The sequence below is a fragment of the Streptomyces thermocarboxydus genome, assembly GCF_024760485.1.
In the GTDB taxonomy this organism is placed as follows: Bacteria; Actinomycetota; Actinomycetes; order Streptomycetales; family Streptomycetaceae; genus Streptomyces; species Streptomyces cellulosae.
Genome location: NZ_CP058273.1, coordinates 5875641 through 5887928, shown reverse-complemented (window position 1 = coordinate 5887928; position 12288 = coordinate 5875641). Strand labels below are relative to the sequence as shown.

14 protein-coding genes and 2 pseudogenes are annotated in these 12288 nt (G+C 71.5%); 9 read left to right on the top strand and 7 right to left on the bottom strand.

Annotation, left to right across the window (positions count from 1 at the left end):
* Positions 1-33: 33 nt before the first annotated feature.
* The gene (locus AY578_RS26990) at positions 34-861 is read left to right on the top strand and encodes an ABC transporter ATP-binding protein (protein WP_215189087.1); all 828 of its coding nucleotides are present in this window, start codon (positions 34-36) and stop codon (positions 859-861) included.
* An 11-nt stretch (positions 862-872) separates the two neighbouring features.
* Here AY578_RS26990 and AY578_RS26985 read toward each other — a convergent pair whose 3' ends face one another.
* On the bottom strand, positions 873-1244 hold the full coding sequence (locus tag AY578_RS26985) for a MazG-like family protein (RefSeq protein ID WP_258905850.1): 372 nt from the start codon (positions 1242-1244) through the stop codon (positions 873-875).
* A gap of 403 nt (positions 1245-1647) precedes the next feature.
* Here AY578_RS26985 and AY578_RS26980 point away from each other — a divergent pair, with 403 nt between their 5' ends.
* The 3 genes from AY578_RS26980 (at position 1648) to AY578_RS26970 (ending at position 3653) form a co-directional block, all read left to right on the top strand.
* Entirely contained in the window at positions 1648-2097 is a 450-nt protein-coding gene (locus AY578_RS26980) for a GNAT family N-acetyltransferase (RefSeq protein ID WP_258905849.1), read from the top strand.
* A gap of 34 nt (positions 2098-2131) precedes the next feature.
* Positions 2132-2776, top strand: a complete 645-nt coding sequence (locus AY578_RS26975; RefSeq protein ID WP_258905848.1) for an alpha/beta fold hydrolase — start codon at positions 2132-2134, stop codon at positions 2774-2776.
* 454 nt (positions 2777-3230) lie between these two features.
* Positions 3231-3653: a hypothetical protein gene (locus tag AY578_RS26970; RefSeq protein WP_136238996.1), complete on the top strand. Its 423-nt coding sequence runs from the start codon at positions 3231-3233 to the stop codon at positions 3651-3653.
* Here AY578_RS26970 and AY578_RS26965 read toward each other — a convergent pair.
* Positions 3595-4430, bottom strand: a pseudogene (locus AY578_RS26965) (phosphotransferase). The gene AY578_RS26970 and the pseudogene AY578_RS26965 sit on opposite strands and share 59 nt — an antisense overlap.
* Positions 4427-4891, bottom strand: coding sequence for an ATP-binding protein (locus AY578_RS26960; protein ID WP_136238995.1), 465 nt, complete (start codon positions 4889-4891; stop codon positions 4427-4429). The pseudogene AY578_RS26965 and the gene AY578_RS26960 overlap by 4 nt, the downstream one beginning before the upstream one ends.
* A 149-nt stretch (positions 4892-5040) precedes the next feature.
* Here AY578_RS26960 and AY578_RS26955 point away from each other — a divergent pair, with 149 nt between their 5' ends.
* From AY578_RS26955 to AY578_RS26940, 4 genes are read left to right on the top strand one after another with little or no spacing between them, the layout of a single operon-like run.
* Positions 5041-5868, top strand: a complete 828-nt coding sequence (locus tag AY578_RS26955; protein WP_136238994.1) for a helix-turn-helix domain-containing protein — start codon at positions 5041-5043, stop codon at positions 5866-5868.
* Positions 5865-6062 (top strand): DUF397 domain-containing protein, encoded by a 198-nt coding sequence (locus tag AY578_RS26950; RefSeq protein WP_136238993.1) that lies wholly within the window; start codon positions 5865-5867, stop codon positions 6060-6062. Before AY578_RS26955 ends, AY578_RS26950 begins: the two co-directional genes overlap by 4 nt.
* Positions 6059-6709: a hypothetical protein gene (locus tag AY578_RS26945; RefSeq protein ID WP_136238992.1), complete on the top strand. Its 651-nt coding sequence runs from the start codon at positions 6059-6061 to the stop codon at positions 6707-6709. The genes AY578_RS26950 and AY578_RS26945 overlap by 4 nt, the downstream gene beginning before the upstream one ends.
* 58 nt (positions 6710-6767) lie before the next feature.
* Positions 6768-7202, top strand: a complete 435-nt coding sequence (locus tag AY578_RS26940; protein WP_136238991.1) for an acyl-CoA thioesterase — start codon at positions 6768-6770, stop codon at positions 7200-7202.
* 179 nt (positions 7203-7381) lie between these two features.
* On the opposite strand, the pseudogene AY578_RS26935 reads toward AY578_RS26940, so the two are convergent.
* Both AY578_RS26935 and AY578_RS26930 read right to left on the bottom strand, forming a co-directional pair.
* A pseudogene (locus AY578_RS26935) lies at positions 7382-8464 on the bottom strand (MFS transporter); the annotation flags it as partial.
* A gap of 140 nt (positions 8465-8604) precedes the next feature.
* Positions 8605-10011, bottom strand: a complete 1407-nt coding sequence (locus AY578_RS26930) for an NAD(P)-binding domain-containing protein (protein WP_136238989.1) — start codon at positions 10009-10011, stop codon at positions 8605-8607.
* Between the two features lie 211 nt (positions 10012-10222).
* On the opposite strand from AY578_RS26930, the gene AY578_RS26925 reads away from it, so the two are divergent.
* A complete protein-coding gene (locus tag AY578_RS26925) occupies positions 10223-10600 on the top strand; it encodes an ArsR/SmtB family transcription factor (protein ID WP_136238988.1) in 378 nt (125 codons plus the stop codon).
* 205 nt (positions 10601-10805) lie between these two features.
* Here AY578_RS26925 and arsB read toward each other — a convergent pair whose 3' ends face one another.
* Positions 10806-11924 carry an ACR3 family arsenite efflux transporter gene (gene arsB / locus AY578_RS26920; protein ID WP_337590487.1) on the bottom strand — a complete coding sequence of 373 codons (1119 nt, stop codon included), beginning with the start codon at positions 11922-11924 and terminating at the stop codon, positions 10806-10808.
* Entirely contained in the window at positions 11921-12229 is a 309-nt protein-coding gene (locus AY578_RS26915) for an ArsR/SmtB family transcription factor (protein WP_258905843.1), read from the bottom strand. Before AY578_RS26915 ends, arsB begins: the two co-directional genes overlap by 4 nt.
* Positions 12230-12288: the final 59 nt, after the last annotated feature.

Below are 12288 nucleotides of genomic sequence, written 5' to 3'. Positions count from 1 at the left end.
CGAAAGGACGGCGCATCCACGAAAGGACGGCACATGCTCGACGTGAGGGCCCTGCGGAAGGTCTACGAGGGACACGGCCGGCACGTCGAGGCGGTGCGCGACCTCACGTTCTCCCTGGACGCCGGTGAACTGGTGTGTGTCGTCGGGCCGTCGGGGTGCGGCAAGACGACGCTGCTGAAGTGCGTCGCCGGGTTGCTGGAACCCACCTCGGGTGAGGTCGTACTGCGGGGGCAGCGGGTCACCGGGCCACCGCCCGGGATGGCGGTGGTGTTCCAGGAGTACGGGCGCAGCCTGTTCCCCTGGATGCGGGTGCGGGACAACGTCGAACTTCCGCTGCGTCAGAAGAAGCACCTGAGCAAGGCGCGCCGCCGGGAGCTGGTCGGGCACGCGCTGCACGCCGTCGGACTGGACGACGCGGCAGGCGCGTATCCCTGGCAGCTGTCCGGCGGTATGCAGCAGCGGGTCGCCATCGCGCGGGCGGTGGCGTACGAGCCGGAAGTGCTGCTGATGGACGAGCCGTTCGCGGCGGTCGACGCCCAGACGCGTGCGGATCTGGAGGACCTGGTCCGCCGGCTGTGGCAGGAGCTGGGCGTGACGGTCCTGTTCATCACGCACGACATCGACGAGGCCGTCTACCTCGGGGAACGGGTGGTCATTCTCTCGTCGTCCCCCACGGTGGTCCAAGAACAGCTGACGGTCGACCTCCCGGCCGGGCGCGACCAGCTCCACACCCGGGCGGACCCGCGCTTCACGGAACTGCGGACGCGGGTGTACGAGGCGGTCCAGGCGGCGAAACGGGGTGGGGGTGCGGATGCCGGGGGCGCCGTCGCTGCGTCACGGCCGCTGGACAAGCAGCCCTGAGCCCGGTCGGCTCAGACCTCGGAGGCATCCGGCCGGCGCGGCCCGAGCGAGCGGCGGGTGACACCCTCCAGGTGTCTGGCGAACACCTCGGGGGCGGCCGGGGTGAGCGTACGCAGGGCCACCAGGGCAGTGACGGCGACGTCGCACAGTTCCGACTGCACGTCGTCCCAGGTGTGGGTGGTGCCCTTGCGGGGGTTCTGCCCGGTGGCCCCGACCACGGCCTGGGCGACCTCGCCGACCTCCTCCGACAGCTTCAGGATCCGTAGCAGGAACCCGTCGGGCCCGCCGATCGGCCGATTGGCGTCGAGCCAGGCACACAGATCGTCGATGGACTCCCAGAGGCCGGGCGGGGGCGTGACGGGGGACGTCGGGTGATCGCTCATGGGGTGAGCGTGGCACAGGGCACCGACAATGCGGCGGTGCGGGCGGCACCGCTGGGTGCGCCTTCCGCGCCTCGGCCCGCACATCGTCCGCGTACGACTCGACACACCTCGTCATCCACTCCAACGCCTCCTGCTCATGACGCTCGTTGGCGGTGGTCTGGCGGTGGGCCAGAGCATGAGCGTTCCCGCCGCGAGCAGCACGAGGACGACGGGCACCAGGAGGGCCACCATGCACCCGGGGGGCCGGCACACCCCACCACGGCTGAACCGCGACGGAGCGCCGTCCAGCGGTTCCAACGGCTCGTGCAGGTCGGTCAAGCTCCTCCCCTACCGGGTGCCAGCCCTGGATCAAGGCTGCAGTAATGGAGTGCGAGCGGACGGGCAGACTGGCATAGTCTGCGCGATGACGACCCACCCCCACCCCGGCTCTTCCCTGGTCACCGGCGCGCGCGACGTCGAGCTGAACGAACACCTGACCGCCGAGCTCGTCGCCTTCAACGCGGCCGCCACCGGGTCTGCCGATCGCGACATGTTCTCCGTCAAGGTCAGCGACGACGCTGGTGAGTTGATCGGTGGACTCGCTGCTTGGACCTGGGGCGGACTCTGCGGCATCGAGATGCTGTGGGTACGGGAAAACGACCGCAAGGAGGGGTGGGGCAGCAGGATGCTGGAGGCTGCCGAGGCCGAGGCCCGGCGGCGCGGCTGTGACCGGATGACCGTCTCGTCCTTCACCTTCCAGGCCCCCGCCTTCTACCAGCAGCACGGCTACGTCGAGACCGGTCGAACCCTGGGGATTCCCGGCGGCCACGCGGACGTGCACATGTTCAAGACGCTGACCTCCCGCGATGGTTGATCAACGCTCCGTCGATCTCGATGGCGGGATCCGGATGGCCTACAAAGTTGCCGGGCCCGCCACCGCTCCCCCGCTCGTCCTCCTCCATGCCCTCGGCGAAGACTCCTCCGACTGGGACGTCGTCCTGCCCGCCCTCGCCCGAACCCGGCGCGTCTACGCCCTCGATCTCCGTGGGCACGGGCGGAGTGACTGGCCCGGGAGTTACTCCCTCCAGCTCATGCGAGCAGATGTGCTCCAGTTCCTCGACGCGCTCCAGCTCAACCCCGTCGATCTCATCGGGCACTCCATGGGCGGCGTCGTCGCCTACCTCCTCGCACAGCACAGCCCCCACCGCATACGGCGGCTCGTCCTCGAGGACGTTCCCCTCCCCCGGCCCCGCGAGGCGACCACCCCCGCCCGGCCGGACGGCCCCCTCTCCTTCGACTGGGAGATGGTGCTTGCCGTCCGGGAAGAGATCGACACTCCCGATCCTCAGTGGCTTGCGCAGCTCGACCGCATCACCGCCGACACCCTCGTCCTCGCCGGCGGCCCTCCCAGCCACGTCCCTCAGGACGGCGTCGCCGAGTTGGCCCGCCGCATCCCCCGCGCGCGGCTCCTCACCATCCCCGTGGGGCATCTCATCCACGACGCTGCGCCCGAGGCGTTCAGCACAGCCGTTTCCGCGTTCCTCACTCCCTGACACCCCCTACGCGGCTCCCCGCCGCCGGCACCTTCCTCCCGGTCGTCACCGCCAGCGCCGCCACTCACCCCACCCACCAAGCTCACCCGTGTCGTCCCAGCCTCCGCCGACAGCAGCGCCGGTGCCACCGCCCCCGACCTGCTCACCTCCAGCTGGTTCAGCGACAGGTACCTCCCCCGCAGCGCGTCCGGCAGGCTCTCCACCGCGATCGTCGTCGTGACCGGGCCGCCCAGGATCTCACGCCCTCGCCGACCTCGGACGGTCTCTCCTGATCCCCCTGCGTGCCGTCCGGGCGTGGGCCGAGGCCCACGCCCCCAGCCATCGAACGCGCCCGCGCCGAGGCCGACGCCCGCCGGTGATTTTCCTGGTAGAAAAGGCTTACTCGCAGGTTTCCCCCCCACGCCTCCGAGCACACGGTTGTATGCCACTGGGGAGGGGCTTCATCATCATGCCTATGCCTGCGCAGCGGGCGGCCTTCGCCGTCACCGTCGAGGATCTGCGGACACTTGAACGCATCACCCGACACGCCCGCACTCAACTCGTCCGCCACGTCCACGAAAGAGACCTGGACGTCGTCGACGAGGCCAGCGGGCACTGGCTGTTGCTGACGATGTCCGAGCGCGCCGGGGCCGCCCGCGCCCTCGGGCACGACGGGATCCCCATGCTCGTGGAGGAGACGGAGGCCGTACGGGCCGTGGTGCTGAACCTCGAGTCCTACGGCGGCGAGACGATGGCCCTCGCCGAGGGGTACGAACTGCTCGACCGCATCACCCTGCTCAGCCAACTGCCCCGCCCCGCCACGTGCGTCGGCGGCGTGCTCACCCTGCCGGACGAGAGGCCCGAGGTCGACGCCCTCTCGGCAGCAGGGCCGTCGTGAACGTCTCCCGGTGCTCCGCGAGCCACCCCTGCATCCGGTCCCAGCGTCCCACCCGCCGCGCTCGGCCAGCACCCGCACATAGGCAGGGTCGCCCTCGGCCACCCGGCACTCCACGAACGCCCGGCACACCTCCGTGACCTGCTCGATCACACCCGGCAGCTCGGCGCGGCCCTCCGCCGACAGACCGTAGCCGTCCGCCAGAACGCGCAGTCGGGTCGGCGCGTCCAGGCCGTGCGGGTAGAGCGCGGCCGCCGACCTGGGGTCCAGCATCGGCACCCAGTACCGCGCCGTCATCGCCACGTCCCACAGCGGACGGCCCGGCGCCGCCTGGTCGAAGTCGATCAGGGCGACGGCCCGGCCGTCCCGGAACACGACGTTCTCCGGGCATACGTCGTTGTGGCACACCATCGTGCCCCCGTCCGGGTCGGCCAGCTCCGACGGCCACTCCGTGTCACGGTCCACCGGCACGCCCGCGCTCGCCTCGTGCAGGCGCCGCAGCAGACCGCCCACCGACACGAGCGCCGTCTCCGTCATCGCCCACCCCGGGAACGGCGGAAGCGCCACATCGCCCGGGAGATACGTGAGTTGTTCGCGACCGTCCTCGCTGACACCGACCGGGGCCGGCGCCGCGTCGAAGCCCTGCTCCCGCAGCCCACGGAGGTACGCGTGCAGGGCGCGGGCGTTGGGTGGTGCCGGACGGTCCACCACCTCGCCCCGGCGGACCACCTCCCCCGCGTTCGCCATACCGCCGGCCAGTTCCTCGTCCTCCGCCGTCATGTACGGCACGCTAGCGCGACCTCGCACCACACCGTCTTCGTGTACGGGTCCCCCGCCGTCGCGCCCCAGTGGGTGGCCAGGGACTCGACCAGAAGCAGGCCCCGGCCCGACTCCGTCTCCGGGTCGGCAGGCGTGAGCGTGCCCGGCAGGGGCGGGCTGCGGTCCGGGCGGGCGTCCGTCACCTCGATACGGAGCGTGGCCTGGGCCGCGTACAGCGTCAGGCGCAGCGCGAAGTCCCTGCCCCGCACCTGTCCGTGCCGTACGGCGTTCGCGGCCAGCTCGGCCACCAGCAGGGACGCCGTGCGATTGCCCTCGGAGTCGTACGGCCAGCCCCAGCTGGTCAGTTGCTCCGCCGTGAGGTGCCGGGCCAGCCGGGCTCCCCTCGCCGTCGCCGACAGGCGGATGCGGAAGTGGCGGGCGGGCCCGGTGTGTTCGTCCACCGGGGCGATCTCGACGTTCATGTCACTCAGCGTGGTCAGCCGGCTCCGCCGTGAACAGCCCCGACGGCCGGACCCGCAGGTCGTGTACGGAAGCGGTCCGGGCCTGTCCGGGTCGTGACGCGTGACATCGGGCGCCCGCCGTGAGTTGAGCACCTCGGAGGTGTGGGGACATGAGCGTGGAGCCTTACGGGGCGGACGAGGAGTCGGCGGCCGTGCTGCGGACCGTCGGCCGCGTCATCAAGATGTGCCGCGAGCGGGCAGGGCTGACGCAGGCGGCCCTCGGCGCACAGATCGGGTACAGCGAGGAGCAGGTCTCCTCCGTCGAGCGGGGACGGCGGGCGCCGATGGAGGAGTTCCTCGACGCCGCCGACCGGACCCTTGAGGCCAACGGCCTCATCAGCGCCCTGAAGGGGGACGTGGAGAAGGCTCGTTTCCCGAAGAAGGTTCGGGATCTGGCCAAGCTGGAGGCCGAGGCGGTCGAGCTGTGCGCCTACGCCAACCATGTCGTCCATGGTCTGCTGCAGACGGCTGAGTACGCGCGGGCGCTGTACGGGATGCGGCGGCCGGCCTACTCCGAGGAACAGATCGACGGTCTCGTCGAGGCCCGCCTGGCACGCCAGCGCGTCTTCGCCGAGCAGCCCGCCCCGATGTTCAACTTCGTCCAGGAAGAGGTCACGCTGCGCAGGCCGCTCGGGGGCAGAATGGTCATGCGCGAGCAGCTCGAACATCTGTTGGTGGTGGGTCGGCGGCGGAACGTGGAGATCCAGGTGCTGCCCACGGATCGTGAGGACCACGCGGGCCTGGCGGGGGCCCTCCAACTGCTGCGGCTCAAGGAGGGGCCCACCGTGGGGCACGTCGAGGTTCAGCTGTTCAACCGGCTGATCTCCGACCCGAAGGAGATCCAGATCCTGGAGATCCGCTATGGCATCATCCGGGCGCAGGCCCTCACACCCCGTGAGTCGCTGGCCTTCATCGAGAAAGTGCTGGGAGAGACATGACCGCCAAGTCCGGCATGGAACTGACCTGGTTCAAGAGCAGCTACAGCACGAACGACGGGCCTGAGTGCGTGGAGGTCGCCCTCGCCCCCGCCGCCGTCCTCGTACGCGACTCGAAGCGGATACCGGGCCCCCACCTCACCTTCACCCCCACCCAATGGGCCGCCTTCCTCCCCTACGCGTCCGGACGCCGATGACCCGACCGCTCACCGCAGCCCAGCGCCGGCTGATCGAGGCCGCGGACCCCGAGACCGGGCGTCTCAGAGGAACCGAGGCCCAGCTCACCGCGCTGGTGAAGCGCGGCCTCGCCTTCCGGCATCCACGGCCCCCGCACGACCACTTCCTCACCCCCGCCGGGCACCGGGCGCGCGAGGCGGTAACCGAGCCGCCCGAGCCCGACGAGACGCAGGCCGCCGCCTCCACCGGAGATGGCGGTGTCTTCACCGCCCGCGTCGGCGGCGAGCCCGCACCCCCCGCCGCCGAGGGCGCCGCCCGCGCACGGGAGGTCCGCAGCGCATGGCAGGGCATGCTCGAACTGCGCCGCATGACCAACCCCGACGCGTCGACCGACCGCCCCTGCGCCTGGGAGCGTACGCACCTCGTGCAGGCCGCCGCGCTGGCGCTGGAGGCGGCCGGGCACCGGCCGGCGGGGGCGGCGGACGGGGACGACGGCTACCAGGTGCGGGAGACCCCGCAGCCGGACGCCGTCGCGGTGTACGCGCCGGACGCGGCCACGCTGCGGGGCTGCGCGGAGACGCTGGAGGGGGCTGGCTGGCAGGCCGGGGAGTACACGGAGCCGAGGACGCGGAGGCGTTACGTCCTGGCCTCTCCGCGCCGTGTCTGAGGGGCGTGCCAAGATCGGTGGATCGGGCGACGAACCGAACCGGTGTGAAGGGGACGCAGTGAGCGAGCCGTATTCCGTCCGCGTGACCGTGCGCGGATACGAGACCGACGTGCAGGGCCATCTGAACCAGGCCGTGTATCTGAACTACGCGGAGCACGCGCGGTGGTCGCTGCTTCAGGAGGCCGGGATCACCCAGTCGCGTCTTCAGGCGCACGGGGTGGGGCCGGTCGCGCTGGAGACCACGATCCGCTACAAGCGGGAACTGCTCGCCGGTGACGAGGTGGACGTGAGCTGTGTCTTCGAGTGGGGCGGCGGCAAGACCTTCACCATCCGGCAGACCATCACGAAGACGGACGGCACGGTGTCGGCGGAGATCAGCGCCGTGGGCGGGCTGTTGGACCTGGAGAAGCGCAAGCTCGTCCCGAACCCGCGGGACGTGTTCCGGGAACTGACGAAGGACACCGCCCTCTTCGGGCTGGACGTCGACGTCTAGGTGCAGGAACTCGGCCGCAGCCCTGCCGCGTCGGCGCTCGGCGGCATCCCCGTCGTCAGCGTCGGCGCGGCACCGCACTGGACTCGCGGAGCAGCCCGCGACTGGATCAGCTGCCTGGCGGCCCGTCCTGCGCACGTCCCGCCCTGGGCGCCGCTCGACGGCCCGCTTGTGCGAGCCCTTCAGCGGTGTCCGGGGGTGCTTGTCCATGGCGCGGTGAGGGCGGCCGCCATGGAGACGGCAGCGAGGAGCAGGAAGAGTGGTCCGTAGCCGCCCAGGGGTGCGGTGAGGGCGGCGCCGGCGAAGGGTGCGAGGGCTGCGGCGGTGGTGGCCGGTGCGGCGAGGAGCCCGGAGAGCCGGCCGTAATGGGTGGCGCCCCAGCGGTCGGTGACGGCAGTCGCCTGCAGCAGAGTGAGGTTGCCACGCACCATGCCGGCCGCGACCGATACGGCGATGAGCAGGGCGTAGGGGCCGGGGACGACTGCGAAGGCGGCGGTGCTCAGGCCGCCGAGCGCGATCAGGATTGTGGTGCGGGCCGTTGCCGTGGTGCGGCGGGCGAGAGCTGCGTACAAGGTACGGCCGAGGGTCTGTCCGGCGCCGCCGATGCCGAGGACCCAGGCCGCTTGGCCGGCGGTGTACCCGCGTTCCAGGAGGAGGGGGACCAGAGCGACGACGACGGCGTACATCGCGAAGGCCGACAAGGTGAATGCGGCGGCGAGCAGCAGGAACGGCCTGCTGCGCCCGATCTCGGCAGCGGCTTCGCCCGCGCGCGAGGCCGCTGCGGCTGGGGCGTGGGGCCAGGGTGCACCCAGGGCCAAGGCGTGGACGGGGATCGTGACGGCCGCGAGTACGCCGGCCAGTACGAGGTAGGTGTGACGCCAGGACAGGTGGTCGGCGAGGGCCGCGGTCAGGGGCGCGAAGACGGTGGAGGCCAGTCCGCCGGCGAGGGTGACGACCGTCAGTGCGCGCACATGGTCGGGGGCCCACCAGCGGGTCAGAGCGGCGAACGCGGGCTGGTAGAAGGTGGCGGCCATCGCGAGTCCGGCGAGCATCCAGCCGGCGGTGAACACCGCGAGGTCGGGGGCTGCGGACACGGTCGTCAGGCTGATGACGCCGAGCGTGGAGCCGATGGTCATGACGGCGCGGGGACCGCGCCGGTCGAGGATGCGGCCGACTCGGATCCCGGCGAGGGCGGAGACGACCAGCGCGAGGGAGAACGCCGCGGTCGTCACCTGGACCGGCCAGCCGGTGGCGGCGGTGATCTGGGGGTTGAGGACGGGGAACGCGTAGTAGAGGATGCCCCAGCTCACGATCTGTGTGACGCAGAGGGCGGGCAGGACGGCGTGGGGCCGCGACCGCTCCCCTGTTCCGGTCGCGGCCCCACGCGCGGGGGTGTCCAGGTCGCTCACGAGCCGCAGCAGCCGCCCGCCGGGGAGTCTTCGGCAGCCGCCGTCCCGGCCGCGGCCGTCACGCCGAGCTGGACGAGCTGCGGCGTGGGCGTGCAGCAGCCACCGCCGTAGCCCTCAGCTGCGTCGGGGGCGTCGAACAGGCCGGCGCCGCCGCAGACTCCGGTTTCGGGCAGGGTCAGTTCCACGCGGTCGGCCGCCTCCAGGTCGCCGGCGATCGCCGCGGCCACGGAGCGGACCTGCTCGTAACCGGTCATCGCCAGGAACGTCGGGGCTCGGCCGTAGGACTTCATCCCGACCAGATACACGCCCTGCTCGGGGTGGGAGAGCTCGCGGTGGCCGTGCGGGTAGACGGTGCCGCAGGAGTGCTGGTTGGGGTCGATCAGCGGAGCCAGGGCGACGGGAGCCTGGAGGCGCTCGTCCAGGTTCAGACGCAGCTCCTCGAGGAAGGACAGGTCGGGGCGGAAGCCGGTCAGCACGATCACTTCGTCGACCGGGTCGAGTCGGCGGCCGTCCTCGCCGACCAGGGTCAGGCGGCCGTCGGTGCCGCGCTCGATCACCTCGGTGCGGAAGCCGGTGACCGCGTCCGCGTGGCCCTCGTCGACGGCGGCCTTCGCCGCCAGGCCCAGGGCGCCTCGCGCGGGGAGCTGGTCGGCTTCGCCGCCGCCGAAGGTGGAGCCCGAGATGCCGCGGCGCAGGATCCATACGCCCTTCGTTCCCGCGCCGTCGTCGGACGTGGCGAGGTCGGCCAGGTAGGCGAGGGCGGTGAAGGCGGAGGCGCCGGAGCCGATCACGGCCGTGCGCCTGCCCGCGTACCGGGCGCGGACGGCGGGGTCCTTCAGGTCCGGGACGCGGTAGGTGATCCGGTCCGCGGCTGCCTTCTCGCCGAGCGCGGGCAGCCCGCTGCCGCCTGCCGGGGACGGCGTGGCCCAGGTGCCGGAGGCGTCGACGACGGCCCGGGCGAAGAGGCGCTCCTGACGGCCATCGGTGTGGGTGATGTGCACCACGAACGGCTGCGCCTCGCGGTCGGCGTCGACGATCCGGTCCCGGCCGGCGCGGGAGACACCGGTGACGCGCGCGCCGGTGCGGACGCGGCCGCCGAGGACGTCCGCGAGCGGCTGCAGATACAGGTCGGCCCAGTCGCCGCCGGAGGGGTAGGTGGCCGGGTCGGGCCTCGTCCAGCCGGTGGGGGCCAAGAGCTTCTCGGCGGCCGGGTCGACCACCTCCCCCCAGGTGGAGAACAGGCGTACGTGGGACCACTCGCGCACCGCGGCGCCCGCGGTGGGCCCGGCTTCCAGAACCACGGGCTCGACGCCCTGGTCGATGAGGTGGGCGGCGGCGGCCAGGCCGGCAGGTCCGGCTCCGATCACGACGACGGGCAGCTCGGTGATGGCGGGCGCGTTCACGGCGACTCCTTGCGTGTTTCGACATCTGTCGATGGCTTGCACGGCCCAGCATGGCACCTGTATTGATGAGCGTCAACATAGACAGTCGTCGATTTGAGGGAGGTTACCGATGGAGCACGTCGACGTCGTGCGCCGCCCGGCGCCCGGCCGCCCGTCTCGTGCACCGCTGACGGGCCTCCCGCGCTGGTTCGACATGTGTCAACATAGACGTATGTCGAATGCGAAGGTGCTGCCGCTGCTCGAACCCGCCGACGGCCAGGGCGTGGCGCCCTGCTGCCCGCCGCTGACCGAACGCCCGATGACGGCCGACGAGGCCGAGACCGCCGCTCGGATGTTCAAGGCCCTCGGTGATCCGGTCCGTCTGCGGCTGTTCTCCGCCGTGGCCTCGCATGAGGGCGGCGAGGCATGCGTATGCGACATCTCCGACGTGGGTGTCTCCCAGCCCACCGTCTCCCACCACCTGAAGAAGCTCAAGGAAGCCGGGCTGCTCACCTCCGAGCGACGCGGCACCTGGGTCTACTACCGCGTCGAGCCGTCCGTGCTCGCTGCCATGGGCCGCCTGCTGGTAGGCGCATCGACTGCGGCGTGACCACACCCGGAGACCCGGCGGCGACTCGGGGAACCAGCCGGAAGCAGCGACTTTCTGCGAGTCGTCCGGACCGGCAGGCCGACACCGGGTCACCCACGGCCCGGACGACCGGCCGCCCTCCCGATCCCCTGCGACGACCGGCACGGCAGCGAGCTGTGTCCGACGGCAAGTGCATGAGGCGGCCGGACCGAGAGAGGGCGCCGGGTCACGAGGCCGTCGTCACCGTGTCGGCCGCGAACCTCCTTCGCCAGGCGAGCGCGACGTGGACCAGGCCGATCAGCACCGGCACCTCGATGAGCGGGCCGACGACACCGGACAGGGCCTGGCCCGAGGTGACGCCGAAGGTGGCGACGGCGACCGCGATGGCCAGCTCGAAGTTGTTGCCCGCCGCGGTGAAGGCGAGCGTCGCCGTGCGGTCGTAGGCCAGGCCCAGTCCCTTGCCGAGGAGGAAGGAGCCGAAGAACATGACGGCGAAGTACGCCAGGAGCGGCAGCGCGATCCGGACGACGTCCAGCGGCTGCGACGTGATGGTCTTCCCCTGCAACGCGAAGAGGATGACGATCGTGAACAGCAGCCCGTACAGCGCCCACGGGCCGATCTTCGGCAGGAACCGCTGCTCGTAGTCGGTGCGGCCGAGCTTCTTCTCGCCCAGGCGGCGGGTGAGGAAGCCGGCTGCGAGCGGGACGCCGAGGAAGACGACGACGTTGAGCGCGATCTTCCCCATGGAGATGTCGAGGTGCTCGCCGTCGCCGAGGCCGAGCCAACCGGGCAGCAGGTCGAGGTAGAACCAGCCGAGCAGGCCGAAGGCGAGGACCTGGAAGACGGAGTTCAGGGCGACGAGGACGGCGGCGGCCTCGCGGTCGCCGCAGGCGAGGTCGTTCCAGATGATGACCATGGCGATGCAGCGGGCCAGGCCGACGACGATCAGGCCGGTGCGGTACTCGGGCAGGTCCGGCAGGAAGATCCAGGCGAGCGCGAACATGACCGCCGGGCCGACGATCCAGTTGACGACCAGCGAGGAGACCATCAGCTTGCGGTCACCGGTGACGGCGTCGAGCCGGTCGTAGCGCACCTTCGCCAGCACCGGATACATCATGATCAGCAGGCCGAGCGCGATCGGCAGCGAGACCCCGCCCGTCTCCACCTTCGCCAGCGCGTCGTTCAGCCCTGGGACGAGCCTGCCGAGCCCGAGCCCGAGGGCCATGGCGAGCAGGATCCACACCGCGAGGTAACGGTCGAGGGTGGAAAGCTTCTTGACGATCGACTCATCCCCGGCCGCATCGGTGCTCCGGGCGCGGGCGGTAGCGGGATCGGCGGAGGTCACGGGCAGGCCCTCTTGTTCTCTGCGGCGGTGCGGGCGGAGTCGGCGAGCTCGGCGAACCGCTCCGAGAGACCGGCCAGGACGTCGGCCTTGAGCTTGTAGTAGGTGAAGCGGCCGCACGGCTCGGTCTCCACCAGCCCGGCCTCGCGCAGCACCTTCATGTGGTTGGACAGGTTGGTCTGCCTGGCCCCGGTCTCCTCCACCAGGTGCGTGGTGCACAGCGTCTCGCGCGCCAGCAGCGCCACGATCCGCAGCCGGAGCGGATCACCCAGCGCCCGGATCACATCAGGATCGACTGAAGTCAGCATGCGCTGATACTGTCACATCACTGTTCGCCGACAGGAGCGGATGCCGATGTCATGGGTGG

Excerpts from the sequence above, each read along its gene's own strand:
- AY578_RS26990 (WP_215189087.1), top strand. The coding sequence starts at position 34 with ATGCTCGACGTGAGGGCCCTGCGGAAGGTCTACGAGGGACACGGCCGG.
- AY578_RS26985 (WP_258905850.1), bottom strand. The coding sequence starts at position 1,244 with ATGAGCGATCACCCGACGTCCCCCGTCACGCCCCCGCCCGGCCTCTGG.
- AY578_RS26980 (WP_258905849.1), top strand. The coding sequence starts at position 1,648 with ATGACGACCCACCCCCACCCCGGCTCTTCCCTGGTCACCGGCGCGCGC.
- AY578_RS26975 (WP_258905848.1), top strand. The coding sequence starts at position 2,132 with ATGGCCTACAAAGTTGCCGGGCCCGCCACCGCTCCCCCGCTCGTCCTC.
- AY578_RS26970 (WP_136238996.1), top strand. The coding sequence starts at position 3,231 with ATGCCTGCGCAGCGGGCGGCCTTCGCCGTCACCGTCGAGGATCTGCGG.
- AY578_RS26960 (WP_136238995.1), bottom strand. The coding sequence starts at position 4,891 with ATGAACGTCGAGATCGCCCCGGTGGACGAACACACCGGGCCCGCCCGC.
- AY578_RS26955 (WP_136238994.1), top strand. The coding sequence starts at position 5,041 with ATGAGCGTGGAGCCTTACGGGGCGGACGAGGAGTCGGCGGCCGTGCTG.
- AY578_RS26950 (WP_136238993.1), top strand. The coding sequence starts at position 5,865 with ATGACCGCCAAGTCCGGCATGGAACTGACCTGGTTCAAGAGCAGCTAC.
- AY578_RS26945 (WP_136238992.1), top strand. The coding sequence starts at position 6,059 with ATGACCCGACCGCTCACCGCAGCCCAGCGCCGGCTGATCGAGGCCGCG.
- AY578_RS26925 (WP_136238988.1), top strand. The coding sequence starts at position 10,223 with ATGTCGAATGCGAAGGTGCTGCCGCTGCTCGAACCCGCCGACGGCCAG.
- AY578_RS26915 (WP_258905843.1), bottom strand. The coding sequence starts at position 12,229 with ATGCTGACTTCAGTCGATCCTGATGTGATCCGGGCGCTGGGTGATCCG.